This window comes from Sinosporangium album (genome assembly GCF_900100605.1).
GTDB classification, from domain to species: Bacteria; Actinomycetota; Actinomycetes; order Streptosporangiales; family Streptosporangiaceae; genus Sinosporangium; species Sinosporangium album.
In genome coordinates this window covers 62,583-88,728 of record NZ_FNCN01000001.1, presented here as the reverse complement: position 1 = coordinate 88,728, position 26,146 = coordinate 62,583, and the positions used below count along the sequence as shown (strand labels likewise).

Annotated in this window: 20 protein-coding genes; 9 read left to right on the top strand and 11 right to left on the bottom strand. The window is 69.6% G+C overall.

Going from position 1 to position 26,146, the window contains the following annotated elements; all coding sequences use genetic code 11:
* Window positions 1-6: 6 nt before the first annotated feature.
* Window positions 7-1,065, bottom strand: a complete 1,059-nt coding sequence (locus BLQ73_RS00385) for an ABC transporter ATP-binding protein (protein WP_093167045.1) — start codon at window positions 1,063-1,065, stop codon at window positions 7-9.
* Window positions 1,065-2,108 carry an ABC transporter ATP-binding protein gene (locus BLQ73_RS00380; protein WP_093167043.1) on the bottom strand — a complete coding sequence of 348 codons (1,044 nt, stop codon included), beginning with the start codon at window positions 2,106-2,108 and terminating at the stop codon, window positions 1,065-1,067. The genes BLQ73_RS00385 and BLQ73_RS00380 overlap by 1 nt, the downstream gene beginning before the upstream one ends.
* A 107-nt stretch (window positions 2,109-2,215) precedes the next feature.
* Here BLQ73_RS00380 and BLQ73_RS00375 point away from each other — a divergent pair, with 107 nt between their 5' ends.
* From BLQ73_RS00375 to BLQ73_RS00365, 3 genes are read left to right on the top strand one after another with little or no spacing between them, the layout of a single operon-like run.
* Window positions 2,216-2,716: an Lrp/AsnC family transcriptional regulator gene (locus BLQ73_RS00375; RefSeq protein WP_093167041.1), complete on the top strand. Its 501-nt coding sequence runs from the start codon at window positions 2,216-2,218 to the stop codon at window positions 2,714-2,716.
* Between the two features lie 56 nt (window positions 2,717-2,772).
* Entirely contained in the window at window positions 2,773-3,720 is a 948-nt protein-coding gene (nikB, locus tag BLQ73_RS00370) for a nickel ABC transporter permease (protein WP_218125560.1), read from the top strand.
* Window positions 3,710-4,597: an ABC transporter permease gene (locus tag BLQ73_RS00365; protein WP_093167039.1), complete on the top strand. Its 888-nt coding sequence runs from the start codon at window positions 3,710-3,712 to the stop codon at window positions 4,595-4,597. Before nikB ends, BLQ73_RS00365 begins: the two co-directional genes overlap by 11 nt.
* 53 nt (window positions 4,598-4,650) lie before the next feature.
* On the opposite strand, the gene BLQ73_RS00360 is transcribed toward BLQ73_RS00365, so the two are convergent.
* Together BLQ73_RS00360 and BLQ73_RS00355 are read right to left on the bottom strand one after the other, a co-directional pair.
* Complete coding sequence (locus BLQ73_RS00360) at window positions 4,651-6,021, bottom strand: amidohydrolase family protein (protein ID WP_093167038.1); 1,371 nt, start codon at window positions 6,019-6,021, stop codon at window positions 4,651-4,653.
* Window positions 6,022-6,060: 39 nt separating this feature from the next.
* On the bottom strand, window positions 6,061-7,125 hold the full coding sequence (locus BLQ73_RS00355) for a DMT family transporter (protein ID WP_093167036.1): 1,065 nt from the start codon (window positions 7,123-7,125) through the stop codon (window positions 6,061-6,063).
* Window positions 7,126-7,367: 242 nt separating this feature from the next.
* Here BLQ73_RS00355 and BLQ73_RS00350 point away from each other — a divergent pair, with 242 nt between their 5' ends.
* Window positions 7,368-8,267: a LysR family transcriptional regulator gene (locus tag BLQ73_RS00350; protein ID WP_093167034.1), complete on the top strand. Its 900-nt coding sequence runs from the start codon at window positions 7,368-7,370 to the stop codon at window positions 8,265-8,267.
* A gap of 54 nt (window positions 8,268-8,321) precedes the next feature.
* Here the strand turns inward: BLQ73_RS00350 and BLQ73_RS00345 are convergent, their stop codons facing one another.
* From BLQ73_RS00345 to BLQ73_RS00335, 3 genes are all read right to left on the bottom strand, one after another.
* Window positions 8,322-11,858 carry a S8 family serine peptidase gene (locus BLQ73_RS00345; protein WP_093167032.1) on the bottom strand — a complete coding sequence of 1,179 codons (3,537 nt, stop codon included), beginning with the start codon at window positions 11,856-11,858 and terminating at the stop codon, window positions 8,322-8,324.
* An 80-nt stretch (window positions 11,859-11,938) separates the two neighbouring features.
* Window positions 11,939-15,436: a carboxypeptidase regulatory-like domain-containing protein gene (locus BLQ73_RS00340; RefSeq protein ID WP_093167031.1), complete on the bottom strand. Its 3,498-nt coding sequence runs from the start codon at window positions 15,434-15,436 to the stop codon at window positions 11,939-11,941.
* A gap of 76 nt (window positions 15,437-15,512) precedes the next feature.
* On the bottom strand, window positions 15,513-19,097 hold the full coding sequence (locus BLQ73_RS00335; protein ID WP_093167029.1) for a carboxypeptidase regulatory-like domain-containing protein: 3,585 nt from the start codon (window positions 19,095-19,097) through the stop codon (window positions 15,513-15,515).
* Window positions 19,098-19,789: 692 nt separating this feature from the next.
* Between BLQ73_RS00335 and BLQ73_RS00330 the strand changes: the two genes are divergently transcribed.
* From BLQ73_RS00330 to rpmB, 3 genes are all read left to right on the top strand, one after another.
* Window positions 19,790-20,923, top strand: a complete 1,134-nt coding sequence (locus BLQ73_RS00330) for a GTP-binding protein (protein ID WP_245690637.1) — start codon at window positions 19,790-19,792, stop codon at window positions 20,921-20,923.
* A gap of 61 nt (window positions 20,924-20,984) precedes the next feature.
* Window positions 20,985-21,149, top strand: coding sequence for a 50S ribosomal protein L33 (rpmG, locus tag BLQ73_RS00325; RefSeq protein ID WP_093167026.1), 165 nt, complete (start codon window positions 20,985-20,987; stop codon window positions 21,147-21,149).
* Window positions 21,150-21,194: 45 nt separating this feature from the next.
* On the top strand, window positions 21,195-21,767 hold the full coding sequence (gene rpmB, locus BLQ73_RS35235) for a 50S ribosomal protein L28 (RefSeq protein WP_476712857.1): 573 nt from the start codon (window positions 21,195-21,197) through the stop codon (window positions 21,765-21,767).
* Window positions 21,768-21,873: 106 nt separating this feature from the next.
* Here the strand turns inward: rpmB and BLQ73_RS00315 are convergent, their stop codons facing one another.
* From BLQ73_RS00315 to BLQ73_RS00305, 3 genes are all read right to left on the bottom strand, one after another.
* Entirely contained in the window at window positions 21,874-22,326 is a 453-nt protein-coding gene (locus tag BLQ73_RS00315; RefSeq protein ID WP_093167025.1) for a hypothetical protein, read from the bottom strand.
* A gap of 136 nt (window positions 22,327-22,462) precedes the next feature.
* Complete coding sequence (locus tag BLQ73_RS30810) at window positions 22,463-22,750, bottom strand: hypothetical protein (protein WP_143020053.1); 288 nt, start codon at window positions 22,748-22,750, stop codon at window positions 22,463-22,465.
* Window positions 22,751-23,073: 323 nt separating this feature from the next.
* Entirely contained in the window at window positions 23,074-23,364 is a 291-nt protein-coding gene (locus BLQ73_RS00305) for a hypothetical protein (RefSeq protein WP_143020052.1), read from the bottom strand.
* A gap of 268 nt (window positions 23,365-23,632) precedes the next feature.
* Between BLQ73_RS00305 and BLQ73_RS00300 the strand changes: the two genes are divergently transcribed.
* The gene (locus BLQ73_RS00300; protein WP_093167019.1) at window positions 23,633-23,857 is read left to right on the top strand and encodes a hypothetical protein; all 225 of its coding nucleotides are present in this window, start codon (window positions 23,633-23,635) and stop codon (window positions 23,855-23,857) included.
* A gap of 173 nt (window positions 23,858-24,030) precedes the next feature.
* On the opposite strand, the gene BLQ73_RS00295 is transcribed toward BLQ73_RS00300, so the two are convergent.
* On the bottom strand, window positions 24,031-24,861 hold the full coding sequence (locus BLQ73_RS00295; RefSeq protein ID WP_093167017.1) for a carbonic anhydrase family protein: 831 nt from the start codon (window positions 24,859-24,861) through the stop codon (window positions 24,031-24,033).
* Window positions 24,862-25,236: 375 nt separating this feature from the next.
* On the opposite strand from BLQ73_RS00295, the gene BLQ73_RS00290 reads away from it, so the two are divergent.
* Window positions 25,237-26,013: an aminoglycoside adenylyltransferase family protein gene (locus BLQ73_RS00290; RefSeq protein WP_093167015.1), complete on the top strand. Its 777-nt coding sequence runs from the start codon at window positions 25,237-25,239 to the stop codon at window positions 26,011-26,013.
* The last annotated feature ends 133 nt before the right edge of the window (window positions 26,014-26,146 follow it).

The following is a 26,146-nucleotide window of genomic DNA, read 5'->3' as shown; positions in this document are numbered from 1 at the left end:
GAGACCTCATCTGTCGGCCGGAGTCGGCTGCGGCGCCGGGGCCGACGTTTCGGGGAAATGGCAGGCGGCCTGGTGGCCGGAGTTCCTGGAGGTGAGCGTCGGCGTCTCTGTCGCGCAGATCTCCTGGGCCTTCCAGCACCGCGTCCGGAAGCGGCATCCGGAGGGCGGGCTGAGCGGGCTGGGCACGTCGCCCACGAGGATGCGGCGGCGGCGCTCTGTCTCGACTAATGGGTCGGGTATGGGCACCGCGGATAGGAGCGCCTGGGTGTAGGGGTGTTGCGGCTGGTTGTAGAGGGTCTCGCAGTCGCCGATCTCGACGACGGTGCCGAGGTACATCACCGCGATGCGGTCGCAGAGATGGCGCACCACGGCCAGGTCGTGGGCGATGAACAGAATCGTGAGGCCGAGATCCTCCTGCAGTGACTCCAGCAGGTTGACGATCTGGGCCTGGATCGAGACGTCCAGGGCCGACACCGGTTCGTCGGCGACGATGAAGTCGGGGTTGCTGACGAGCGCGCGGGCGATGCCCACACGCTGCCGCTGACCGCCGGAGAGTTCATGCGGGTAGCGTTCGTGCCATCGGGCGTTGAGTCCCACCAGGTCCATGGTTTCGAGCGCCCTGGCCCGCCGCTCGCGCGCCGTCGCGCCTGAGTGCACGAGGAGGGGTTCCTCGATGAGTTCGCCGATCGTCATCCGCGGGTTGAGCGACGCGTACGGGTCCTGGAAGATCATTTGCATCCGGCGGCGCATCGCGCGCATGCGGCCGCGGGGCAGTGTGGTGAGTTCGACCCCGTCGAAGGTGACCGTACCCTGGCTGGGTTTGAGGAGCTGCAGGATGGCCCGGCCGGTGGTGGACTTGCCGCAGCCCGACTCGCCGACCACCCCGAGGATCTCGCCTCGCATGGCGTCGAGGTTCACTCCTGCCACGGCGCGCAGGGACGCGGCCCGCAGTGATCCCTTGGTCGGCACTTTGAAGTCGACGGCGAGGTCGCGCACCTGCAGCAGCGGGCGGACCTCGGGCGGCGCCACGGCCGCGTTTCCGGCGGCGGGGGTCGGCTGGGACATCACTTCTCCTGGTTCAGCTGATCGGCATACCGGTCCTTGAGCGACAGCCATCCGCCCTCGGGCACGTCCTGCATTCCCCAGCACCGGGTCAGTTGGACGTCATCGACTCCGCCGCGTACCGGCGTCAGCGCCGGCGAGGATTCGACACAGACGTCCCGCGCATGTGTACAGCGGGGGCCGAAGCGGCAACCGGGCGGCATCGCGGACAGTTCCGGCGGCTGCCCGGCGATAGGGCGCAGCTTGCCGCCGCGCACCTGGTCGAGCCGGGGCACCGAGCCGAGCAGTCCCCAGGTGTAGGGCATCTGCGGGCGGTGGAAGAGTTCCACGGTGTCGGCTCGCTCGACGATCTGACCCGCGTACATGACGTTCACCCGCTCGGCCATGCCCGCGACGACGCCGAGGTCGTGGGTGATGAAGAGCACCGCGGTGCCGGTCTCGGCGGCCAGGTCGCGCAGGAGGTCCAGGATCTGCGCCTGGATCGTGACATCGAGGGCCGTGGTGATCTCGTCGGCGAGGATCAGCCGGGGCTCGCAGGACAGGGCCATCGCGATCATCACGCGCTGGCGCATGCCGCCGGAGAGCTGATGGGGGTACGAGCTCAACCGTGTCTCCGGTGCCGGGATCCGCACCATCTCCAGAAGTTCGACCGCCCGCGCACGGGCGGCCCTGCCGCTCAGTCCGAGGTGCAGGCGCAGTGATTCGGTGAGCTGTTTGCCGATGGTGAGGACCGGGTTCAGCGAGGTCATGGGGTCCTGGAAGATCATCGCGATCCCCTTGCCCCGGACGGCGCGCAGCTCGCCGGCTTTCATGGTGAGCAGGTCCCTTCCCTCGAAGAGGACCTTTCCGCCGGTCACCTGCCCGACCGGCGGGACGATCAGCCCCATGATCGACTGGGCTGTGGCCGACTTTCCACACCCGGATTCACCGACCAAGGCCACCATCTCACCCGCGTCGACGCTGAACGACACTCCGTCGACAGCCGTCACCGAGCCCTGCGCGGCACGGAACTCGGTACGCAGATCCTGTACTTCAAGTAGGGGCATCGAAGCTCCTCTACGTCACACCAAAGTGTCGCAATTCGTCAATTAGGAGTCTTGCACATCCGATCATCGTCGTCTAGGCTCACTTAAACGCCGAATATGACACTTCTATGAGATTGGACATCATGGCCTCCAAGAGCTCGATCGAGAAGGATCGCAGCATCATCCGCGAGCTGATCAGAGATGCCCGCCAGACGAACGTGGCGCTTGCAGCGAAGGTCGGCCTGTCGGAGGGGGCCGTGAGACGGCGCGTGGAGAGGCTGCTGGCCGAAGGCCAGTTCCATTTCGCGGTGATCCCCAGTCCCTCGTTCATGGGTCGGCCCGTGCACACGATGTTCGAGATCCAGAGTGCCCCCGGCGCCACAGAGCAGCTCATCGAGCAGCTCGTCGCAATGCCCGAAATCTCCTACGTCTACCACGTAACCGGACAGTTCGACATCGTTGCCGTCGGCTACTTCACGTCCAGCAATGAAATGCGCACATTCTGGACCGAACGGCTGGGCAACCTCGACGGACTGATGGAAAGCCGGACCCTCATGGTGCTGCGCGTCGCCAAGCGGGCGCACGAATGGGCCCGGGAAATGGCCACCGACGAGGCCGACCCCGACTGAAGTTGAACTCAGACCCCGGGTGGCCAGCTCCACCCCCCACACCTGGGAGTTGACCGTTGCTGCGCATCACGCTGACCCGACTGGTCTCGGTCGTGCCGGTTTTACTCGGCATCTCGATCATCTCGTTCTTCGTGATCCGGATGATCCCCGGAGACGTCATCAGTTCGATCATGGGCCAAGATTTCGGCGACCCCCAGGTCGAAGCCGAGATGCGCCGCTACTTCGGCTTGGACATGCCGCTGCACGAACAGTTCCTGCACTGGTTCGGCGGACTGCTCCAAGGTGATCTCGGCACGTCGATGCGCACCGGTCAGCCCGTGCTGAGCGAGATCGCCGAGCGCTTCCCCGCCACGCTGGTCTTGGCCGTCTCCGCGCTGGTGGTGTCAATACTCATCTCGATCCCGTTCGGCGTGATCAGCGCCACCAAGCGCAACGGCCTCCTCGACGCGGCGTCGCGCCTCATCTCGCTGATCGGCCTGTCCCTCCCCAACTTCTGGCTCGGCATCCTCCTCGTCTACGTCTTCTCCGTCTCCCTGGGGTGGCTCCCCTCCCAGGGTGCCGGAGAAGGCGAGGGCGTCCTCGACAACCTGCGTTATCTCATCCTTCCGGCCGTCACGCTGGGCGCCGGCCTGGCCGCGATCAGCATGCGCATGACCAGATCGAGCATGCTGGAAGTGCTCAACCAGGACTATGTGCGCACCGCCCGCGCCAAAGGACTCGGCGAAACCGTCGTCGTCACCCGCCACGCCCTGCGCAACTCCCTGATACCGGTGGTCACCGTTCTGGGCATCCAGGCGGGAGCCCTGCTCGGCGGCACCGTGGTGGTGGAGCAGGTCTTCTCATGGCCGGGCCTGGGCACCATGGTGATCCGCGGGATCAGCCAGCGCGACTACCCCGTGGTCCAGGGCACCCTCCTGTTCCTCGCCCTCTTCTACGTCGTGGTCAACCTGCTCGTAGACCTCATCTACGTCTACCTGGATCCGAGGCTCCGTAGTGGTCACTGAAGTCGCTCCCGCACCGGCGCCGCCGCCGGTCGCCCGTGCCGGCGGCCGGCACCTGCTCCACCTGATCCTCAGAGACCGTATCGGTGCTATCGGCGTGGTCATCGTGATCGTGATGACGCTGGCGGCGGTGTTCGCCCCGCTGCTCGCGCCGTACGACCCCACCGCGATGTCCGGCCATCGACTCGCGCCACCGAGCGGCACCTTCCCGCTGGGCGCCGACGAGGCGGGGCGCGACCTGCTCAGCCGTACGCTCTACGGCGCCAGGACGTCGCTGACCGTCAGCCTGATCGTGGTGTCCTTCGCCGGGGTCATCGGCGTCGTGCTGGGCCTTCTGGCCGGGTACTACCGGGGTCTGCTCGACGGCGTGATCAGCCCGATGATGGACGTGCTGTTCTCCTTCCCGACCCTGCTGCTGGCCCTGGCCGTCGTGGCCGCCCGGGGGCCCGGCACCGAGAACCTCATCCTGGCGCTGGTCATCGTCTTCATCCCCAACTTCGCCCGCGTCGTGCGCGGTACCGCGCTGTCGGTCAGCAAGGAACCGTACGTCGAGTCGGCCCGCGCGGTCGGGCTGAGCAACACCCGCATCATCTTCAAATACGTGCTGCCGAACTCCGTGGCGCCCATCGCGGTGCAGTTCACCACGACCCTGGCCTACGCGATCCTCATCGAGGCATCGCTGGGATACCTCGGGCTCGGCGTGCAGCCCCCGGAGCCGTCCTGGGGATCGATGCTGTCCTCGGGCAAGGCCTTCATGGAGCTGTCCCTGTGGCCCTCGCTGGTACCGGGGATGTGCATCATGATCACCGTGCTCGGCTTCAACCTGCTGGGCGACACACTGCGCGACGCCCTCGACCCGCGGCTGCGCGGGCGCCGCTGAGCGGATGTCGAGCCGGCCGTCGGTCACCTTCACCGTGTACCGGCGGACGTGGCTCAGGCGGGCAGCGGCATCCCCGCGGCATGGAACAGCCTGTCCCGGGAGGCCGCCGCCTGCTCGAAGACGGCCTCGCCGCCCTTGAGCACGCCGTTCTCCTTGAGGATCCGGCCGGCCACGACGACCAGGTCGACGTTGCCTGCGTGACCTCCCGCGACGATCGAGGCGGCGACGTCGGTGGCCGGAAGCAGGTTCGGGTGGTCGAGGCGGATCATGATCAGGTCGGCCTCCTTGCCGGGTGTCAGGCTCCCGGTGCGGTCGTCGATTCCGCAGGCCCGCGCGCCTTCGATGGTGGCGAAGGAGATGAGGTCGGCGGCGTCGAAGGTCGGCAGGCCGGGCTCGCGGTCCATCGGTCCCGCGGCCCCGGCGATGACGAGCTGCTGGTAGGCCAGTGCAGCGCGCATGACCCCGAACATGTCGCCGCTGACGATCGTCTCCGTGTCGACACTGAGGCTGGGCCGTACCCCCGCGGCGAGCAGCCGGTTGGTCGCGGGCTGGCCCAGGCCGGGCATGAAGACCTCAAGTGCCGACGCCACGGACGCGGTCGCCCCGTGGGCGGCCAGTAGCCTCAGCTCCTCGTCGGTCGACGTGCAGCAGTGGATGAAGGTCATGTCCGCCGCGAGGAGGCCGGACTCGTGGAGCTGCCGGATGGCCTGCTGCTTGGCACCCCATTCGCCCAGACCCACGTGCAGGCTGATGCGAAGACCCAGCTCCCGCGCCAGCCGGATGTCCTGCTCGGCGACCTCGGGGGTGGACATCTCCGGCCCGCGCAGCATGGCGTTGAGTGTCACACGGGCCGAGTCGTCGGCGAGCACGTCGTTCCGGACGCGCCGGATGTCGTCCGGATGCGTGCGCGAGCTGCCGAACTGCCATTCCTCGGCGTCCGTGGAGGGCCATCCGTGATCGAAGACGGCGCGGATCCCGGACTCCCAGTGCGCCGCGATCGCCGCGTCGGTGTGTTCGGGGCTGTTGCTGATGTGCGACTCGTCGCGGACCGTCGTGACGCCCGCGTCGATGGACAGCGTGTCCGCGGTCAGGTTGCCGATGTGGACGTCTCTCGGCTCGAAGTACTGGCCGAGTCCGATCTGGATCGCGGCGCGGTATTCCTTGTAGGTCCAGGCGGGGCCGAGGTTGCGGAGCGCTCCCTGCCAGTTGTGGCGGTGTGTGTCGATGAATCCGGGGAGGACGGCGTTGCCCCTCCCGTCTATGACGCGTGCACGATCGTCCTCAAGCTTCCGGCCGACTTCCTTGATCTTGCCGTTCGCGATGAGGATGTCACCGACGGCGTTGCCGAGTGCCCCGTCCTGGGTCATCACATACGCGCCCTTAATCAGGATGCGTTCCGTTCCTTGGGTTTTGTCGTGAGACACCGTGTAGTTCCTTCCGTGCCCGTGGGGCACTGGTGTGCTTTATGTTGACTCGTCGTGCGGACGTCGGGAGGCGATCCAGACGGCCGCGAAGGTGAGGATCGCGCCGACGACGGTGAGGGTGCCGGGGGAGCGGCTCCCCGACGGAATGAGGAGGTCCAAGGCGATCGAGCTCGCCAGCTGCCCTGCTATCAACGCCATGGTCAGCAGCAGCACCCCTATTCGGCGGACGAGGAAGGCGGAGGCCCCGATGAACAGCACTCCGCACAGCCCTCCGAGGTAGATCCACCAGTCGGTGGGGAGCGGGTGTCCGCCGACCCCCTGAATGATCGCCTTGATACCCCAGGCCAGGGCGAGGAAGATCGCTCCGGCGCAGAAGCTCACCCAGGTGGCGGCGAGAGGCGATCCGGCCGCTGCCCCGGTTGCTCCATTGAGGGCTTGTTGCAGGCCGAGCAGGAAGCCCGCGCCGAGTGCGACCAGCGCCGGCAGCAGGACCTCACCCGGGGTCGGGGCGCTGGAAAGCCCGGGTACGGCCGAGATGAGGGCGCCTACCAGGACGACGGCCGCGCCGATGAGGCGCCGCCGATCCGGACGCTGCTTGAGGCCGCCGCCGATGCCGCGGGCGTCCACGATCAGGCCGCTGAGCGTCTGGCCGGCGATGACCGACATCGTGAACACCGCGATCCCTGTGATCAGTGCGGCGGTGGACTGAGCGAGAGCGAGCGTTCCTCCGAAGACACCGGCGAACAGGTAGCGGAGGGGAAGCCGGCGCTGTCGTACGGCGGTGGCGAGAGTCTGAAGCGCCCGACGCCGGCGAGGGAAGCAGACGACTAGGACGGTCGTGAGGATCAGGCCGCCGGTGAAGTTGAGGGCGGCCGCCGCGATGCCGTCGTCGAGGCGGTGGCTCAGCTCGCTGTTCAGCCGGGCCTGCACTGGGACCACCATGCCGGCGGCGACGGCTCCCACGATGAAGAGGAATCGCGGGCCGGACGAGTCGGCGGCTTCCGCGGGCGCCTGGGCGGTGGACGCCTGTGGGGTGGTTCGGGCATGTCGAGCATTTCGGGCATGCGGTAGGTCGGACCCCGACAACGCTGGGGGTGTGGTCATGCTGTCCTCCTCCCGGAGGTGGGCGCCGTGGATTCACTGGCCGCGGCGAGTTCATAGAGCGTCTCCCCGTCGGACAGGCGATACGCGCATGCTTCCTTCCTTCGTGGACAGGTCGGGGAGCTCGGCCACACCGCCGGACCGGGTCCCCGGGGGCCGCACGACCACCCTCGCGCCTCCCGGCTATCGTGTCCAACGAAGAATTCCGATGACGTAATCGCCACCGTCGGTGAATTGGAGGAGCGGTGGACCAAAGGCGGCTGGAATACTTCGTCGCCGTGGCGGAGGAGCTGAACTTCACGCGCGCCGCCCAGCGCCTCCACGTCACGCAGTCGACGTTGTCGGCGGGCATCAAGGCGCTGGAGGCCGACCTCAAGACGGAACTCCTCACCCGGTCGACCCGGTCCACCACGCTCACCGAGGCCGGATTCGCCTTCTTGCCGGAGGCCAAGGCGGCCTTGGAGGCCCTCGATCGGGCCCGCGCGGCCGTTGAGCCGCTCTCCGCGGGCCTGCGCGGGAGCCTGACGGTCGGCATGCTCAGCGGCCTGACGCTCGTCGACGTCCCCGGCTTGGCAGGCGAGTTCCACAGGCGGCATCCGGGGGTGCGGCTCCGCATCGAGGTGTCGCAGCGCGGCACCTCGGGGTTGATCGAAAAGATCAAGGAAAGTCACATCGACGTGGCGTTCGTGGGGGCCGACCTGCGTGACGAGCAGTTGCGGGTCGCGCCGATCAAGAAGTACGACCTCCAGCTGCTCGTGGCCGAGGATCATCCGCTGGGCGGGCGGGATGCCGTACGGCTCGAAGAGATCGCCGACGAGCCGTTCGTGGAGATGCCCATCGGGTTCGGTCAGCGGGAGATGGTCGACAGCGCCTTCGCCAAGGCCGGGTTGACGCGCCGCGTCCTCATTGAGGTGTCCGACATGACCACGATCCCTGCGTACGTGGCCCATGGGCTCGGCGTGGCCTTCTTGCCCGCCGCGTTCGCGGAGACCGTCGAGCCGCGCGTACGGGCCGTGCCCTTGGCGGACGCGGAGCTGTCATGGACGCTCAGCGTGGTGACCTCGGCCACGCGCACCCCCACGCGTGCGCTGCACGCGTTCCTCAACCTGCTGCCCCATCACATACGGCTCGACCGGGTGTTCTGAGGGGTCCGCCCCGCCCGACGGCGAGGGCGGATCCCGGTCTTGTGCGCGTGCGGGTTACGGGGTGGTCCGGTCGGGGCGGTCGGAGACGCGGACGGTGCTGACGATGGGGGTGCCGGTGCGGGAGACGAAGCGGATGTTGAGCCGGCCGTCGGTCACCTTCACGGTGTACTGGCGCACGGTGGCGGTGCGGACGCCGACCTCCTGGGCGAGGTCGAGGGCGGGCACGGCCAGGTCGCCTTCGGCGTACACGTCGAAGACGCGGCGCTCGGGGCGGCTGTTGCGGGTTTCGGCGAAGCCGAGTTCGACGGTGTAGTAGCCGCTCGCGAGGTTGTCGAAGCGGTATTCGCTCATGGCCGCCCGGGCCTGCTGGAACAGGGCCTGGTCGGCGGTGTCCTTGATCGTCGCGGTGGTGGAGTGGGTCCGGTTCCGCGTGCTCACGTAGCCGTGGCCGCCGGCGGTGTAGGGGCGGTCGGCGGTCCAGCGTTCGCCTGCGGAGTCCACGGTGTCGCGGGTGCCGCCGGCGTCGACCGCGATGCGCGTCGAGGGGATCACCAGGGTGACCGGGATGTCGATCTGCGGGTTCCGCCCGCTGGCCGACCGCACCTTCACCGTTCCCTTGCGGTAGGTGCCGCTCGGGACGCCGGAGCTGTCGGCCGTGAGGGTGACGGTGGTCGACGCGCCGGGGGCGAGCGTGCCTTCGGCGGGGGTGGCGGTGAGCCAGGCGGCGACCGGCTCGACGTGCAGGGTGTAGGGGGCGGCGGAGCCGCCCAGGTTGGTGAGGACGAAGGTGACGCTCTTGGTGGAGTTCGCCGGCGTGAGCAGGTCGGTCTCCCCGAGGGAGGCGCTCACCCTTCCGGTGATGAGGGCCGCGTCGAGCCGCGCGTGGCCGCCGGCGGTGACCGTCGCGGGCCGGGTGAGGGGGCCGTAGTGCTCCTTGGACATGGTGATCCGGTGGTCGCCGATCGGCACATGTGTGATGTAGGCGCCGTCCTGCCCCGTGGTGACGGTGAGGCTGTCGCCGATGGCGACCCTGGCCCCGGCGAGGGGCTTGCCGTCGTTGGCGTCGGTGACGGTCCCGGTGAGCACGCCGTGGGGGCTGGTGAACGTGATGCTCTGGCCGTCGGTGAGAGCGGGGGTCTCGTGGGCGAAGGAGAAGGCGGTGCCGTCACTGCTCTCGATGCCGATGGTGGCACTCGCGCCCGCGGCGAGCTCGTCGCGGACTCCCCGGTAGCGGAGGCTGATCGTGCCGGTCTCGCCGAGCAGCGCCGAGACCGAGACGCGGGCCGTCGGGTGCCCGTGGAATGCGACGTCACGCCATTCGACGACGAAGGTGCGGGAGGGGGCGGTGCCGAGGACGGCCGTGTAGACCCCGGCTTGGCCGTCGATCACCAGATCGTCCCAGAGGGGAAGGACGGCCGGCGTGCGGTAGGGGCCGGGCACCGGCCGGTTGAACCACGACCGTCCGCCGTGGAAGTCGAGGGCGGCGCCGGCGCCGACCCACACCGTGGAGTGGGCTTCGCCGTAGAACGGGAACGCGAACGGCAGAGCCACCTGCGTGCTGGCGGCCCGGCCGACGAGCGGGAGCCTGGTGGTGCCGGCGACATACGGCTCCTTGCCGCGCACGCATCCGTAGCCGAAGGCGTCGGTACGGCGGGGCAGTGCGATGTCCTTGGTCGTATCGCCGGCGACGGTCACCTGCACGTCGGTGGCGCGGCTGCACCGGCCGGCGGGAGGGGCGACCTTGAGGGTGTAGGTCCCGGCGGGCAGGGACAGTCGATACCGGCCCGCCGCGTCGGTGGCGGTCCTCTCCGGCGTGTCGACCGCCTCCACCGCGACCGGCGAGTCGGGGGCGCTGTCGTCGGTGACGGTTCCCGTCACCGTGTGCCTGGGCTGCAGGGCGAGCGTGAGGTCCTGCACCGCGGTCTGGCCGGCGGTGACGGTCACGGTGGTGTTGGCGATGTCGTAGCCGAACTTGCGTGCGGTGAGCTGGTAGGTCCCCGGGCGCACATGGGTCAGGGCGTAGGTCCCGTCCGCCTTCGTGGTGGTCTTGCGCTTCGACGGCCCGGCGAGGGCCACGACGGCGTCGGCCACGGGCTCCGTCCCCGACCGGAGAGTGCCCCGCAGGCCCGCGTTGAGCGCCGGTGCCTCGCGGACGGCGGCGAAGGCGTCGAGCCGCCCCTCGCCCCAGACGTTGTTGTTGGCCGCGGTGCCGCCGCAACTGGTGTCGTCGACGTCGATCGCGGTGCTGTCGAGCAGTTCGCGCGTGGCCGCCACGTCCCCCTTGATGTGGGGCGCGGCCGACCAGATCAGGGCCACGGCGGCTGCGACATGGGGCGAGGCCATCGAGGTGCCGGAGCTGCTGTAGTAGCCGCTGTTGCGCCCCGCCGAGCGCACGTTGACCCCGGGGGCGGCGATGTTGGGCTTGACCTGGCCGTCCCCGCTCGCCCCGCGGCCCGAGAAGGGGGCGATGGCGCCTGCGGTGTCGAACGCCCCGGCGCTGTACGCCTCGATGTTGTCGCCGGGGGAGTCGCTGGTCGCACAGGCGGGCCCGCGGTTGCCGTTGGCGAAAGCGGGGAAGATGCCCGCCGCGATCCAGGCGTCCAGGACCGGCTTGTACCACCACCGCTGCGCGGGAGCTCCGCCCCAGGAGTTGTTGATCACATGGGGGGCGAGGTCGGGCCGGGGGTTGCGCCCGGTGAGGTCGGTCGGAGCCAGGAGCCACTGCCCCGCCGCGATCAACTCCCCGTCGGAGCAGTGTTCCCAGTCGCAGACCGAGGCCGCGATCCACTTCGCGTTCGGAGCGACGCCGATGGTCTCGGTGGGAACGCCGCCGACCATGGTGCCCATGGTGTGCGTGCCGTGGCTGTCCCAGTCACACGGCACCGTGCGCGGGTTGCATTCGGAGCTGCCGTTCCAGTTGTAGTTGTGGTCGAAGGTGCCGTCGGCCTTGCGGCCGCGGTACTTCTCGACGAGCGCAGGGTGGTCGTACTGCACGCCGGTGTCGATGTTGGCGACCACGATGCCGTCGCCCCGGGCGCCGAGCTCGTTCCACGCCTTGGGCGCGTTGACGCGGTCGATGTTCCACTCCACCGCGTTGACCTTGGGCAGCTCCTTGCCGGGCGCCGCCGTGGGGCGCGGGAGTTCGCGGTCGGGTTCGATGCTCTCGACCTCGGCCAGGGCCGCGATCTCGTCGGCGAGCGCGGAGCCGCCCTTCACCTTGACCGCGTTGACGATCCAGAACGGGGTGAACTCGGCCTTGCGCGAGGTGAGGAGCGTGCGAAGGCCGGCCTGGGACTTGTCGGCGTGGGCGGACTTGGCGGCGAGCACGTGGGCGCCCTTGTCGGCCTTGGAGGCGGCCTTGGCCGCCGCGCCCAGGTCGGTGACCTCCTTGAGGCGGACGAGGAAGTCGGTCGCCCGTCCCGCGCTCAGCTCCGACCGGAGGGCCTTATGGATTTTCACGGACACGGACGCGGACACGGACGCGGGCGCGGGTTCGGGCGCGGCCTGCGCCGCGCCGTGCGGGAGGACGAGGGCGAGGGCGGTGAGGGTGCTGAGAAGCACCGGTCGCCACCGCCGGAGGGAGCGTGGCATAGAGGTCTCCTTGACGCACAGCGGGGGGTGGGCGCGGTCGCCGGGTTCGCCTCCCGGCGACCGCGCCGGTATACGGTCGCCTACGGGGCGGTCTTGTCGGGGCGTTCGGTGACCCGGACGGAGCTGACGAGCGGCGTGCCGGTCTGCGCGGCGAAGCGCAGGTTGAGCTGTCCGTCGGTGACCTTCACGGTGTAGCGGTGCGTCAGCGCCGTGTCCGCGCCGGCCTCCTGCGCCAGGTCCAGCAGGGGTACGGCGAGCCGCCCCTCGGCCAGCACGTCGAAGACGCGTGTCCCCGGCCGTGCCCCCTTGGTCTCGGCGAAGCCGAGCTCGACCGTGTAGACGCCTGCGGGCACGTGGTCGAAGCGGTACTCCGTCATGGACTCGCGGGCGGTCCTGAACAGTTCCTGGTCGTCGGTGTCCCGGATCGCCCTCGTGGTGGACACGGCCCTGCTGCGCGAGCCGAGGTAGCCGTATGCGCCCGCCGCGTAGGCGCGGTCGGCGGCCCAGCGTTCACCCTGGGAGTCGACGACCTCGTGGCCGCCGCCAGCGTCGACGGCGACCTGGTGCCTGGTCACCGCGAGGGTCACCGGGATCTCCAGCGCGGTTCCGCCACCCGAGCGCACCAGCAGCCTCCCGGTGCGGACGGCGCCGGGATGCAGGCCCGTGGCGTCGCCGGTCACCGTCACCGTGGCCGACGCGCCTGGCGCGAGCTGCCCGCTCGCGGGCATCACACTCACCCGGTCCAGCGCGGGGTCGACGCCGGCGGTGTACGTCGCAGCGGAGGTGCCCTTGTTGGTCAGCTTGACCGTGCGGCTCTTGGAAGCCCCGGCGGTCGTCAGCAGCTCGACCTCCGCCACCGAGGCGCCTATGTCGTCGGCGGCCAGGGAGGCGCTGACGCGGCTCCTGGCGCCGACGCTCACGTTGACCGTCTGGGTGACGCTGCCGTACGGCTCCTTTTCGATGGTGACCCGCTGCTCGCCCGCCGGCACGTATCCGAGGAAACCGCCGTCGGCATCGCTGGTGAGGACGGCGCCTCCGGCCTTCACCGCCGCCCCCGCCAGCGGCCTGCCGCCGGCGTCGGTGACGGTGCCGGTCAGCAGTCCGTGCCTGGACGGGGCGAAGGTGAGCACCTGGCCGTCGACGACGCTCGCCTGCCGGTGGGAGAACACGAAGGCGTCGGTGCCCCTCTCGTTCTCCAGGCCGATGACGGCAGGTCGCTGGCCGGTGACGCCCTGGCCGCTGTATTGGAACCTGACCGAGCCGTCCTCCCCGAGAAGCACCGCGTACGAGACACGCTGCGCCAGGTCGCTGTTGACGTAGAAGTCACGCCATTCAACGACAAAGGTGCGCGCGGGCGCCACGCCGAACGTCCCGGTGTACATCTCGGCCCCACTGCTGGTCTGCGCGGCACCGAGGAAGGGGAACAGCGCCGCGTTCGGAGCGGCGGTGGAGGGCAGGAAGCGCTGGTGCACCTGGTCGGTTTCGATGAAGCTCGCGAAGCCGTCGTTCGAGACCCACACGCCCTTGTACGTGCCTTCGTAGAAGGGAAACGCGAACGGCAGGGCCACCTTGACCGTCGACCTCCCGTAGGGGTCGATGGGCAACCGCTCGGTGCCCCGGGTGAACGGCGCGGTGCCGCTCTCGCAGGTGTAGCCGAAGGAGTCGGTACGGCGCGGCAGTGTGATGTCCTTGACCGTGGCGCCGTGCACCGTGACCGGCACGGTGTTCGGCCCCGTGCACAGGGCGGGCGGCGGGGCGGCCTTCAGCTCGTGAGCGCCGGCGGGCAGGTCGAGCCGGTAGCGGCCCGCCGCGTCGGTGGTCGCCTCCACCGCCAGGCCCGGCACGGTGACGACCGCGCCCGCCTGCGGAGCGCCGCCGGGGGCGGTGACGGTGCCCGAGACCGCGTGCAGTGGCGCCGACGTCAGCGCGATGTCGCGCACCGCCGTCTGGTTCGCCGCCACGGTGACGGTCGCGGTGGCGTCGCCGTACCCGGGCTTGCGCACGGTGACCCGGTAGTCCCCGACCGGCAGGCGCGGCAGTGCGTAGGTGCCGTCCTTGCCCGTGGCGGTCTGGCGGCTCACCGGTCCGCTGAGGGTGAGGGTTGCCAGGCCGACGGGCGCGCCGCCCGAGGTGACCGTGCCCGACAGGCCGCCGATCCGGTCGATCGGCGCGGCGCGTACGGCCGCGTAGGCGTCGAGGCGGCCTTCGCCGTAGATGTTGTTCTTCTCGGGGGTGCCGCCGCAGGTGGAGTTGGCCGTGTCGATCGCGGTGCGGCCGAGCAGCGCCCGGGTGGCGGCGACGTCACCCTTCAGGGAGGGGACCGCCGACCAGAGCAGCGCCACCGTGCCCGAGACGTGGGACACGGCCGCGAAGTCGCCCGTGGCGACGGCGTAGCGGCCGTCTGCGGTGGAGGTGCGCACGTTGACACCGGGGGCGGTGATGTCGGGCTTGATCTCACCGTTCTCGCCGGAGCCGCGGCCTGAATAGCTCCAGGCCCTGTCGGTCTCGTCCAGCAGGCCCACGCTGTAGGCGTTGGCTCCGGCGGCGGGGGAGTGGACCGTGTTGCAGGTGAAGAGGTAATTGGAGGTGGTGAACGCGGGGAAGATCCCGGCGGCGATCCACGCGTCGATCACGGGGGCGAACCAGGGATCGATGCCCCAGTCCTCCCACGTGTTGTTGATGATGTCGGGCGCGAGGTCGGGGCGGGGGTTGCGACCGTTGAGGTCGGTGGGGGCGAGCATCCACTGGGCGGCGGCGAGCAGGTCCGACGCCCAGCTGCAGCAGCCGTGGGCCGCTATCCACTTCGCGCCGGGGGCGACGCCGATGGTGTCGGTGTCGGTCCCGCCGACCGCGACTCCCAGGCCGCGGGTGCCGCCCTCGGCCCTCCGCCGGTCGCAGGGTGCCTCGGTGGGGCACAACCGCGCCGGGTCGAACCAGTTGTAGTTGTGGTCGACGGTGCCGTCGGCCTTCCTCCCGCGGTACTTGCCGAGGAGGGCGGGATGGTCGTACTTCACGCCGTCGGAGAGGTCGGCCACCACGATGCCGTCGCCGCGTGTGCCGAACTCGCTCCACACGCGGGGGGCGCCGATGCGGTCGATGTTCCATTCGACCGCGTTGACCTTGGGCACCTCCTTGCCCGTGGCCTGCTGGGGCTGGGGGATGGCGCGGTCGGGTTCGATGCGCTGGACCTCGGGCAGTTCGGCGATCTCGGCGGCGAGGCCGGCGTCGCCCGTCACCTTGACGGCGTTGACGATCCAGAACGGTGTGAACTCCGCCTTCTTCGCAGTGAGCAGTGTGCGGAGGGCCTTCTGCGAGGCGGTGGCATGGGTGGTTTTGGCCTGGAACACCTCTGCGCCTTTGGCCGCCTTGGTGGTGGCCTTGGCCGCGGCGGAGAGGGTGGCGTTCCCGTGGAGACGCACGAGGAAGGTCGCGGGGGCCTTCGTCAAGGCCGCGGCCAGCGTCTTGTCGATCTTGGCGGGGTCGGGTGCGGCGTGGGCCACCCCGTGCGGGAGCAGGAGCGCGAGGGCGGCGGCCGTGCCTGCGAGAGCCGTACGCCATCGGCTGCGGGGTTGGGACATGCAGTCTCCTTCGAACCGGGGGAGAACGCCCCCGGGAGCCCGTCCCGCCGACGCCGGCGGGACGGGCTCTCCGTCGCTAGGGGAGGGTCTTGTCGGGGCGCTCGGTCACGCGGATGGTGTTGACCAGCGGGGTGCCGCGCTGCCCGACGAAGCGGAGGTTGAGCCGGCCGTCGGTGACCTTCACCGCATAGCGCCGGGTGGTGGCGGTGCGCACACCGGCCTCGGCGGCCACGTCGAGGCCGGGAACGGCGAGCCGCCCCTCAGCGGTGACGGTGAAGATGCGCTGTCCAGGGCGTGTGTCCCGGGTTTCGGCGAAGCCGAGTTCCACGGTGTAGACGCCGGTGGGCAGGCCGTCGAAGCGGTATTCGAGCATGGACTCGCGGGCGGTCTTGCACAGCTCCTGGTCCGCGGTGCCCCGGATCGGGCCGGTCGCGGTATGTGTCCTGCTCTGGTCCCCCAGGTAGCCGTAGCCTCCCGCGCTGTAGGCACGGTCGGCGCTCCACCGGTGACCGGCGGCGTCCCGGGTGTCGCGGATGCCGCCGGCGTCCACGGCGATCTCGGTCTTGGGCGCCACCACGCTCGCCGGGATGTGGAAGACCGGGGTGCCGGCACTGGCCGACCGGACGATCAACCTGCCGTTGCGGAAGGTCCCCGCGGCGAGACCCGCAGCGCTCCCGGTGACCGTGACCACGGCCGAGGCGCCCGGGGCGAGGTCGCCGCTGCCCGGCGACACGCTCAGCCACCCGCCTACGGCATCGGCCTCCACCGAGTACGGCGCAGCCGCCTTGCCCAGGTTGGTGAGTGTGAACGTGGCGCTCGCCGCCGGCTCGCCTCCACGCGCCACCAGCTCCACGGCCGTGGTGTCGGCGGACACCCGGCCGGTGACCAGGGAGACGTCGGCGTTGGACCGCTCGCCGATGCGGACCGCGGCCTGGCGGCTGACCGTGCCGTACCTTTCCTTGGACACGGTGACCTGGTACTCGCCGGGCGGTATGAGCCCGGTGAAGGTGCCGTCGCCGGCGGTCGTCAGCGTGGCCACGTCGCCGACCTTCACCGTCGCTCCGCCGACCGGGGTGCTGTCGTTGGCGTTGAGGACGGTGCCGGAGAGCAGCCCGCGCCCGGTCGGGGTGAAGGTCACACTCCGGCCGTCGGCGAGCGCCGACCGGTGGCTCGCGTACTCGATGGCGGAATTGTCGGTGAACCCGCCCTGGATGCCGATGGTCGCGCTGCTCCCCTCGGAGAGGCCGGGGGAGGTCCCGCGGTAGCGGAAGCCGATGGAGCCGTCTTCGTGGAGGAGCGCCGCGAAGGAGACGCGCTTGGTGCGGTCACCTCTGAAGGTGACGTTGCGCCACTCCACGACGAACGTGCGGCGGGGGGCGGTGCCCATCGCCGTGGTGTAGATGCCGGCCTGGTCGTCCAGCCAGAGGTCGTCCCAGAAGGGCAGGATCGCGGGGCGCTGCAACTGGAAACTGGGCAGGTTGTCGTTCCACGGCGTGTCGCCGTCGGGGGTGAAGCCCACGTAGCCCGTCATGGACGGCCAGATCCTGCCGTGGCTGCCGCGGTAGAACGGGAAGGAGAACGGCACGTCGACGGCCGGTGGCACCCACTGCGCCGGCGGTGTGACCTTGTGGGTGCCCGCGATCCACGGCTCCGTCCCGGTGGAGCAGGTGTAGCCGAAGACGTCGGCGCGGGGCGGCAGGGCGATGTCCTTGGTCATGTCGCCCGTCACCGATATCCGCGCGTTCGCCGTACCCGCGCACGGCGAGAGGGAGGCGGGGGTGACCTTGAGCTCGTGGTCGCCGTCGGGCAGCGTGAGCCGGTAGCGCCCGGCCGCGTCGGTGGTCGCGTTGTCGGCCGTGCCGACGACATGCACGTTCGCGCCGGCGGCCGACGCGCCGTCGCCCGTCACGGTGCCGGTCACGGTGCGCGTCGGCACGGAGCTGAGCGCGACGTCGTGTACGGCGGAGCCGCCGGCGGTGACGGTGACCGTTCCGGTGGCGGTGCCGTACCCCGGCTTCCGCACTGTGACCTGGTGGGTGCCGGCGGCGAGCCGGGGGATGCGGTAGGTCCCGTCGGCCGCGGTCACCACGGTGCGGGCGCCGGGAGCGGCCGTGGTGACCGTCACCAGGGCCAGTGGCGTGCCGCCCGCGGTGACGGTGCCGGTCAGGGCGCCGGTCCCGCCGGTGGGTGCGGCCTTCACCGCCGCGTGGACATCGAGGCGGCCCTCACCCCAGACGTTGTTCTTCTGCGCGCTTCCACCGCAGCTGGTGTCCGCCACGTCGGCCGCGGTGCGGTCGAGCAGAGCACGGGTGGCCGGGACATCCCTATACAGACTGGGAGCGGCCGACCAGAGCAGTGCCACGGCGCCGGCGACGTGAGCGGCGGAGTACCCGCTGCTGCTGCTGACGTAGTAGTTGTTGCCGGGCCAGCTGGTGAGCACATCCACACCGGGCGCGGCGATATCCGGTTTGACCTGGCCGTTCTCGCCCGGGCCGCGGGTGGACCACTGCCAGATCGCGTTGTCGGCGCCGAAGGTGCCCGCCGTGTAGGCGTTGGCGAAACCGCCGGGCGCCACGGCCGACCCGCAGGCGCCGCTCTCGTTGAAAGAGTTGTCGAGGACCGGGAAGATGCCGGCGGCCACCCAGGCGTCAAGGACCTCCCGGTACCACCGGGGGAAGCCGATGTTCACGCTGCTGTCCGACGAGGGGAAACGCCAGAAACTGGTGACGATGTCCGGAGCGAGATCGGGACGGGGATGTCGGCCCGCCCGGTCGGTCGGGGCGAGCATCCACTGCCCCGCCGCGAGCAGCGCGCTCATGTAGCAGAGCTGCTCGCAGGCGTTCACCCCCATCCAGGTGGCCCCCGGGGCGACACCGATCGACTGCGTCTCGGTGCCGCCGACCATGACCCCGAGCACGTAGGTGGCGCCCTCGCCCGCCCCGTGGCACATGCCGTCCTGGTGCGTGGAGCACGTCGTGGTGTCGTGCCAGTTGTAGGAGTGGTCCAGGCTGCCGTCGGCCATCTTGCCGCGGTAGCGGGAGGCGTAGGCCGGGTGGTCGAACTGTACGCCGGAGGCGATGACGCCCACCGTGACGCCCTCGCCGCGGGCGCCGAACTCGCTCCACACCCGATTGGCGCCGATCCGGTCGATGTTCCACTCGACCCCGTCGACCTTGGCACGCGCCGCCGACGGCGCCCGCTTGGCGGTGGGCTCGGGCACCTGGACGGCGATGTCGGGCTCCAGGCGCTCCACCTCGGGGAGCGCGGCGATCTCTTCGGCGAGGTCGGCGTCGCCCGTCACCTTGGCGGCGTTCGCTATCCACAGGGGGGTGAAGTCGGCCTTGCGCGCGGTGAGCAGGGAGCGCAGGCCCGCCTGGGAGGCGGTGGCGAGGGCCGTTTTGGCCTGGTAGACCTGTGCGGCCTTCCCCGCCTTGGTCGGGGCGGCGTGGGCGGCAGCGAGGTTCGCGCCGCCTTTCAGCCGCACCAGGAAGTCGGTCTTCCCCTTGCCGGCCAGATCGGCCAGGAGCGCCTTGTCGATCTTGTCGATCTTGTCCGGCGCGGCGGGGGGTGCGGCATGGGCGGCCCCTTGGGGGAGTAGGAGTGTGAGGGCGGTGGCGGTTCCCGTCAGGATCGCCCGCCACCGCTGGGGGGTGCGGGGCATGCGGTCTCCTTCAGGACAGGGGGGAGCGGTCCGCCAACGGCGACAGCGCTGAATGATCTCCGCGGCTCATGCGCTGCATGTTCTATTGGTGTCGGGGCTTTTTCAAGCCGTGGACCGTTGGAAAATCAAGCGAATTCAGATTTAAGGTTATGAGAGCGTTCTTTTGTGGGGGCGGGGCCGATGGGGGCGGTTGACCAGGGAGAACTTCCTTATCGATTCGCGGATCGGTCTTTTCGATCGGTCCCGCGCGGCCGATCGGATCCGACCGGTTTCGCATTATCCGCGCTCCCATGGCCGCTAATTCGGTGATATCAGCGCCGACCGGCCGGCGAGTTCGATCCCCTGGTCGTAGGTCTATGCGCCGCGGAGGGCGGTGGCGGTGCCCTCCATCCGGGCGACCGGCCCCTGGTAGAGGATCCGGCCGCCGTGCCTGCCGGGGCCGGGGCCGAGATCGCCCGCCTCCTCGACAGCGAGCCGGACTCCTTACCTTCCGCCGGCTGATCGCGCCGGTCCAGGGACTTCAGGGCGGGGGTTGAGAATACACGGGCGTGTGATCTTGTTGACGGCTGATAAGGAAAGGTCCGTGTGAGCTGGTTCGCCTTGGCCGCGATGGTCGGGGTGGCATGATATTGATAACCGTTTCTGTCCTTGATGGGGGCTCGATGTCCGTTCCTGTCGTGGTAGTGGCTGGGATGCATGACACCGCCCGCGTGCCTGTCGTCGAGCGGCTGCTGCGTGAGACCCCCGGGGCGCTGGCATTCCACCATGACCTGGGCGGGATCGCCGGCGGCGTGGCGGTGCGCACCGTGCGGGGGGCGGCGGCGGTGCTGGACAGGACGGCGGTCGGACTGAAGCACGGCTGCGTGACCTGCGCGCTCCGCCAGGACCTGGTCCCTCAGCTGCTTCGCTATGCCGATCATGCCCCACTGCTGGTGGTGGACCTGTGGGACTGCGTCGAGCCGCGGCTGGTCACCGAGGTTCTCGCCGAGGTGCTCGACCATCCGGCCTGGGGCGGTGCCATCCGGCTCACCGGTGTGCTGACCGCGCTGGACGCGCAGCTCATGCCGGTCGACATCTGCCGGGGCGACCGGCTGTCGGACATCGGCAAGGCGAGCGACACCGGCGACGAACGTTATCTGGCCGGGGTGCTCGCCCACCAGATCGAGGACGCCACCGCTCTCGTGGTCGTGGACGAGGTGCCCGCTCCGCTGCCTCCGGCGGACGAGGAGGATCTCCACCTGTGCCGGGAACTGCTCGGGCACCTCGCGCCGATGACGCCGGTCATCATGCCCGGCGATCCGCTGCCGAGGGTCACCGGTCCCGCGCTGTGCACCCGGGAGTTGGCCGCGCGGGTCGACCCGGCCACCGCTCAGCTTCCCTGCCGGACGTACACCTCCGCGGTGGACACCGTGGTGTGGCGGCGCACGGGCCCGTTGCATCCGGCCAGGTTCTTCGCCGCCGTCGGCTTCCTCGCCGGTGAGTCGGTGCGCAGCCGCGGCAGGTTCTGGCTCGCCAACCGGCCCGACCGGATGCTGGCCTGGGAGGCGGCGGCCGGCGCCGTCACGCTGCGGGACGCCGGCCCCTGGCTCGCGGCGCTTCCCGACGCTGCCTGGGAGGCGGTCTCGCCCGTCCGAAGGCTGACCGCCTCGCTGGACTGGTCTCCCGACCATGGCGACCGCGTCCAGCATCTCGTCCTCACCGGCCCCGGGCTCGACGAGGACCGGATCCACGCGCTGCTCGACTCCTGCCTGCTGGGTCCGGGCGAGCCCGCCGGCGACCTGGACGACCCTTTCGCCGCCGTTTTCGATCTCGACGCCACCGGCTGAGGCAACCCGTCCCGGGACGGCGAGGCGCGGTTTCTGGGGCGCTTCGACTTGGAGAAACCCGTTGGCAAGAAACGACATACGTCCCCTGATCAAGCTGCGTTCGACGGCGGGCACCGGCTACACCTACGTGACCCGCAAGAACCGGCGGAACACTCCCGACCGGCTCGCCCTGCGCAAATACGACCCGGTCGTCCGCCGCCACGTGCTGTTCCGCGAGGAGCGGTAGCCCCGCCGCCCCACCGGTTCCCCCGCGACAGAGGAGGAAGGTCTCATGTCCGCCCACTGCCAGCTCACCAGCATCAAGCCGGTGTTCGGCAACAACATCTCCCATTCCCATCGGCGTACACGCCGCCGGTGGGTCCCCAACATCCAGAACCGCCGCTTCTGGCTGCCCAGCGAGAACCGATTCGTACGACTGACGCTGAGCACCCCGGGCGATCAAGACGATCGACAAGATCGGCATCGAGGCGGCCGTGGCCCGGATCCGGGCGCGAGGAGAGAGAATCTGATGGCCAAGAAGAGCAAGATCGCGGCCAACGAACGACGCGAGGCCGTCGTCAGCCGCTACGCCGAACGCAGAGCCGAGCGGGCGGCTGGCGGTGAAGCAGGAAGGCCGACCGGTGACGGTTGGAATCCCCTCCCTTCAGGGAGGGGAGGATGCCAAGAAATGCCCACGCTGTTCCGCTTCCCTGGGCCGGGATGCGAGCATGTCCGCGCGTGGTCGGGCTCGGCAACCTCGCCGATCCACCTGTCGGAACACCTGGTGCGCGCGCCCGGTGCCGGGGACCGGTGTGACTTGGGGTGGCGGTCCGGGGGCGAGCCCTCCCCCAGACCGCCGAGGTGAGGATAGCGGGGATCTGCGACAGGAGTCCCGGACCGGGAGCGAAAAATGGTTACCGCGGATCGCCGTGGAGGGGGTGGCAGGCCACCCGCAGGGGGCGGATGTCCGCCTATTCGTGGTGCCTCCTGCGGTCCTCGTCGTCTTGCCGCCGTCCCGGCACCAGGGGTTTGGTGCGTTTGTCATCTTTCTTTTTTTCTTTACTCTTGCGGCGCTTTTTGAAGAAGGGGTGACCGGTCTCCCAATATCGCCACCCCTCGACTCGGGAGGGGACGTTGGCGATGCCGGAGGTGATTTTGACCTGATGGCAGGAGCCGAGGGTCGACCAGGCCGACCAGCCGATGCGGTAGCCGAAGACCCGGTACCACATATTGCCGTACCTGCCTTTTCTGATTTTATGCGAGTACTCGTGCCCGACAAAAACCATGTGCCGGAGTTCGAGGTGTGGCGTCACCTGCTTGCGCAATCGGCGGATCAGGTCCTCGACGGTGATTTCCAGTTGTCTTTCGTTCTCGTGCTCGATGAAGGCGCGCACCTCGTGTTCGCGGGTGACCGTCACGGTCATCGTGCCGCCCGGGCCGTCGACAAAGCGGGTGCGGGGGACGAAGAAGTTCCGCGGCGCGAGGGATTCGACCCGGTAGAAGTTTCCCTCTTCGCAGATCTTGGGCCGGGGGGTGCTGGAGGCGGAGGGGGACGAGGATTCACTGGGCGTCGGCGTCGGCGTCGGCGTCGGCGTGGGGGTGGGGGTGCGTGCGGCGGTTGCTGTGGGAGCGGGGGCAGGAGCCGGGGCAGGAGCGGGGGCAGGGGCGGCGGGGGCCGCGGGCCAGGCGGCGGCGCCGACGGCGGGGGTGGGGTTGGGGAGAGGCGTCGGGACTGCGGATCCGTCCGGCTTCGGCGGTTCGAACTCCTGCCGGGATGCGAAGGCGGTCGGGGTCGGCGGCATGACCAACGTCATGGAGAGGGTGCCCGCGGTGGTCAGCGTCGTCCATCTTCTGATCCCGTGGGCACGGGAGGGCGCGGCGTTCGCTCGGAGCCTTGGCGCGGGCATGCGGGCACCATTCTCTGCGGAATGCGGCACGGCCGCTTTCCCCCAACCTGATGGCAAAAATGCTCACAGGTGCCGCTTGCGGTTTTGTGACGCCACGCCGTACGGAAGTCTCCCGCCAGAGGAAAGCGGAGGTGAAAATAGGTCAACCTCCGGCCGGTGTCACACCGTTTCCGGCCTCCGGGATTTCGGTGGGGGAGGGCCGGGGAGGGGCGGTTATGCACGCCACCTCCCCGCAGGTGCGCCCGGGTGGGTGATAGTCAGGTCTTAATTGCAGTGGGTCATACTGGTGGACATGTCGTTCGTCCACCGCCAGGAATTGCGGTGTTCGCCGCCCGGCGCCACCACGGCCACGTAATTCGGGTAAGGGATGTATTGCCGCACGCAGATCCGCTGGTTGGCGTTCGAGCAGTTGTACCAGACGGCATCGTTGCCGACGCGGTGCGGGCCGCCGCACGGGCGGGCGGCGTCGGGGGCCGACGGGGAGGCCGCCGCCGCGGTGGCGGAGCCGGCGGCGAGCAGCATTGCGGCCCCCAGGGTGGCCAGCGCTTTCCTCATCACGCTTCTGTCCTTTCCGTGGAGAAAGTCGAGGCCCGGGCCTGTTACGGACCGGGTCATGACGGGATTTCGACTTATCGTAAACAGATCATTACTCAGGGCAACTGGTCTGGCCTGATGAGGACAGCGCGGCATAACCGGTTTACTCGCAGGCGGACCGCTGACGGCGCCGTGTCGATAGCCGCCGCGGGTGGACAGGTGCGGGCGTCTCCGGTGTGGCGGCGGCGATATCGCTGCGCAGGGAGGCTGTTCGGAGCACACTTGCCCCATGAGCGACAAGGGTGGCGTTCGCGGCATCGACGCGTCGGGGGAGGCCGCACCCGTGCCAAAGGAGAAGCTGCCGGTGCTGCGCATGATCGACAGTCTGCGCTCCACTCGGGACGGCCGCGTCCTGCTGGACGGCAAGCAACTCCCGCCGGGGCGCTATCTGCTGGTCACCGACGACGGCACCATTGTTCTGCGGGTCGGTGAACGGGAGAACAGGTCTCACTGACAGCGGGATCGTCGCCGCCCACCCGAAGACCATCTGCCTGGAAGCCGCCTGCCCGGCAGGCTTCTCCTCGGGAGCCGTCTGCTGGGAGCCGTGCTGGGGAAACGCGCGGGGGGAAGTCCCGCCGGGCGTGTCAAGCCATGGCGGGACACCCGCTTTCCGGCGCTGCCGCCGTACTAGCAGACGGAGATCGCAGTGACGATGGGAGAGGCGTTCGTGGCCGGCTTCGCGTTTCTGTTGGGGAAGTCGCGCAGGGGCCAGATCGATCGGTAGTGCTCCCAGACGGCCCAGTCGACCGCCATGGTCTCCTGGAAGACGATCCAGTCCACGGGCTTGTGGTAGTCGGCGTCGCCGTTCGCCTTCGTCGTGAGGGATCCCCTGTACCACCAGGCGCTTCCGGGGGGCGGCAGCAGGTCGCGCACGATGATGTCCGGCCTGACGGCCGACATCGGTGTGGCGCAGGTTTCGGAGGGCAGCGCCTGCGCGCCCGTCCCGTTCGCCAAGAGCGCGTCGTGCTGGGAGCCGTTCGTGGCGCTCATGGTCAGGCGCACCGCCAACACCAAGAGCTTTCTGGGTCTGGCGGGTGTGGGGGTGTGAACGGTCTCGTGAAGGAGGTGGGCTTCGCCGTCCAGTTGAACGCCGTCGACGTTGTGCTCGGAGACGGCGTGGTAATGAATGTTCTTCAGCTCGTATTCTCGTCCGCCGAAGTCGATCCTGTTGCGGGTCGAGAACTCGCCGCGGACGTCCTCCATCGCGTGGCGGCGGTCGCAGGAGGGGCGGCCGTGATACGTCATGGTGACCGTTTGCGAGGGCGTGTCATATCCCCAGAGGTCAATGCTGCGGCCCCACGGATCGGGGGTGATGACCCTTGCGGTGTCGATGTCGATGGGGCTTTCGACGGCGGACACGCCCCCGGCGGCAGCCGCGTCGGCCGAGAGGGAGCACGAGGAGGTCGGGAGTCGTGAGATGGGGACGGTTGTCGTGAGCCGGGCAAGGTGTTGCTCCATGATGGGGGTGCCTTTCGAGGTGTGCGGCCCGCGCTGAATACGCGTTGCCGATCAGATGTGGGTGTGGCGGTGTGACGGCAGCCGAACGGCTAGCAGCACATTATTTCGCGTATTTACGCAGATCTACGGCGGCGAATGTTCTCTTGAGAAATGTCCTCTTGTGGACATGTGGGAGGAGATTTCAGCGGTACTGAATTCTGCTAATTGTGCACTAGGTCGGATTTGGTGAAGGGGTCGATGAAAGGCGGCCGAGGGGCTGGGCTGGGCTGCGCCCGCCCGCATGGGGAATCGCGCCGTGAAATTCGATGGCTTCGGGGCCGGGGTACTCCGTAGGATGCCGCGGGTGTCCGTGGGGTTCTGGGAGAGGCGGGGTTCGTGGGCGAAGGCGCGGGGACGCAGGCGGCCGATGTCGTGGGCCTGGTCCGTGAGGTGCTCGGGGCCGACGTCGTGGGGGCCTACATGCTCGGCTCCGCCGTTCTCGGCGGGTTGCGGTCGAGCAGCGACGTCGACGTGTTCGCGGTCGTGCGGCGGCCTGTCGCGGGGGAGGAGCGGCGCACCCTGGTCGACAGGCTGATGGCGATTTCCGGGCCGGTGGCGGCTCCCGGCGGGGCCCGCCCCGTCGAGCTGACGATCGTCGTGCAGTCCGAGGTGCGTCCGTGGCGCTATCCGCCGGTGTGCGAGTTCCAGTACGGCGAGTGGCTCCGTGAGGAATACGAGCGCGGTGAGGTGCCGGTTCCGGTGGCGAGTCCTGATCTCGCCACGTTGATCACGATGGTTCTCCAGGGGGACACGGCGTTGTACGGGCCGCCTCCGCGGGAGGTTCTCGACGCGGTGCCGCAGAAGGACCTCGCCCGGGGGAGTGCGGCCGTCGTGCCGGAGCTGCTGGAGGAGCTGGAGACCGACACCCGCAACGCCGTTCTGACGCTGACCCGCGTGTGGTCGACCCTCGCGACCGGTGAGATCCGGTCAAAGGACACGGCTGCCGCGTGGGCGCTGGGCAGGCTTCCGGAGGAGCGCCGGCCGGTTCTCGCGCATGCGCGGGCGGTGTATCTCGGGGAGGAGCGGGAGCGGTGGGACGACCTGCTGCCGGGCCTCCGGCCGTACGCGGACCACGTGATCGCCGAGATCGACAGTCTGACGCCCACGGATTGACGCCCACGGACTACGCCCGCGAATTGACGGACGCCGCCGCTGCGGCGTCCCGCTGTTGAGACATCCCGCCGTATCGAAAACCATTCACGGTGACAGCCGTTTAATCTCCCGCCTTCCTCGCTTTCCGCGTGGA

Excerpts from the sequence above, each read along its gene's own strand:
- BLQ73_RS00385 (WP_093167045.1), bottom strand. The coding sequence starts at position 1,065 with ATGTCCCAGCCGACCCCCGCCGCCGGAAACGCGGCCGTGGCGCCGCCC.
- BLQ73_RS00380 (WP_093167043.1), bottom strand. The coding sequence starts at position 2,108 with ATGCCCCTACTTGAAGTACAGGATCTGCGTACCGAGTTCCGTGCCGCG.
- BLQ73_RS00375 (WP_093167041.1), top strand. The coding sequence starts at position 2,216 with ATGAGATTGGACATCATGGCCTCCAAGAGCTCGATCGAGAAGGATCGC.
- BLQ73_RS00355 (WP_093167036.1), bottom strand. The coding sequence starts at position 7,125 with ATGACCACACCCCCAGCGTTGTCGGGGTCCGACCTACCGCATGCCCGA.
- BLQ73_RS00345 (WP_093167032.1), bottom strand. The coding sequence starts at position 11,858 with ATGCCACGCTCCCTCCGGCGGTGGCGACCGGTGCTTCTCAGCACCCTC.
- BLQ73_RS00340 (WP_093167031.1), bottom strand. The coding sequence starts at position 15,436 with ATGTCCCAACCCCGCAGCCGATGGCGTACGGCTCTCGCAGGCACGGCC.
- BLQ73_RS00335 (WP_093167029.1), bottom strand. The coding sequence starts at position 19,097 with ATGCCCCGCACCCCCCAGCGGTGGCGGGCGATCCTGACGGGAACCGCC.
- BLQ73_RS00330 (WP_245690637.1), top strand. The coding sequence starts at position 19,790 with ATGCATGACACCGCCCGCGTGCCTGTCGTCGAGCGGCTGCTGCGTGAG.
- rpmB (WP_476712857.1), top strand. The coding sequence starts at position 21,195 with ATGTCCGCCCACTGCCAGCTCACCAGCATCAAGCCGGTGTTCGGCAAC.
- BLQ73_RS00315 (WP_093167025.1), bottom strand. The coding sequence starts at position 22,326 with ATGACCGTGACGGTCACCCGCGAACACGAGGTGCGCGCCTTCATCGAG.
- BLQ73_RS30810 (WP_143020053.1), bottom strand. The coding sequence starts at position 22,750 with ATGGACGACGCTGACCACCGCGGGCACCCTCTCCATGACGTTGGTCAT.
- BLQ73_RS00305 (WP_143020052.1), bottom strand. The coding sequence starts at position 23,364 with ATGAGGAAAGCGCTGGCCACCCTGGGGGCCGCAATGCTGCTCGCCGCC.
- BLQ73_RS00300 (WP_093167019.1), top strand. The coding sequence starts at position 23,633 with ATGAGCGACAAGGGTGGCGTTCGCGGCATCGACGCGTCGGGGGAGGCC.
- BLQ73_RS00295 (WP_093167017.1), bottom strand. The coding sequence starts at position 24,861 with ATGGAGCAACACCTTGCCCGGCTCACGACAACCGTCCCCATCTCACGA.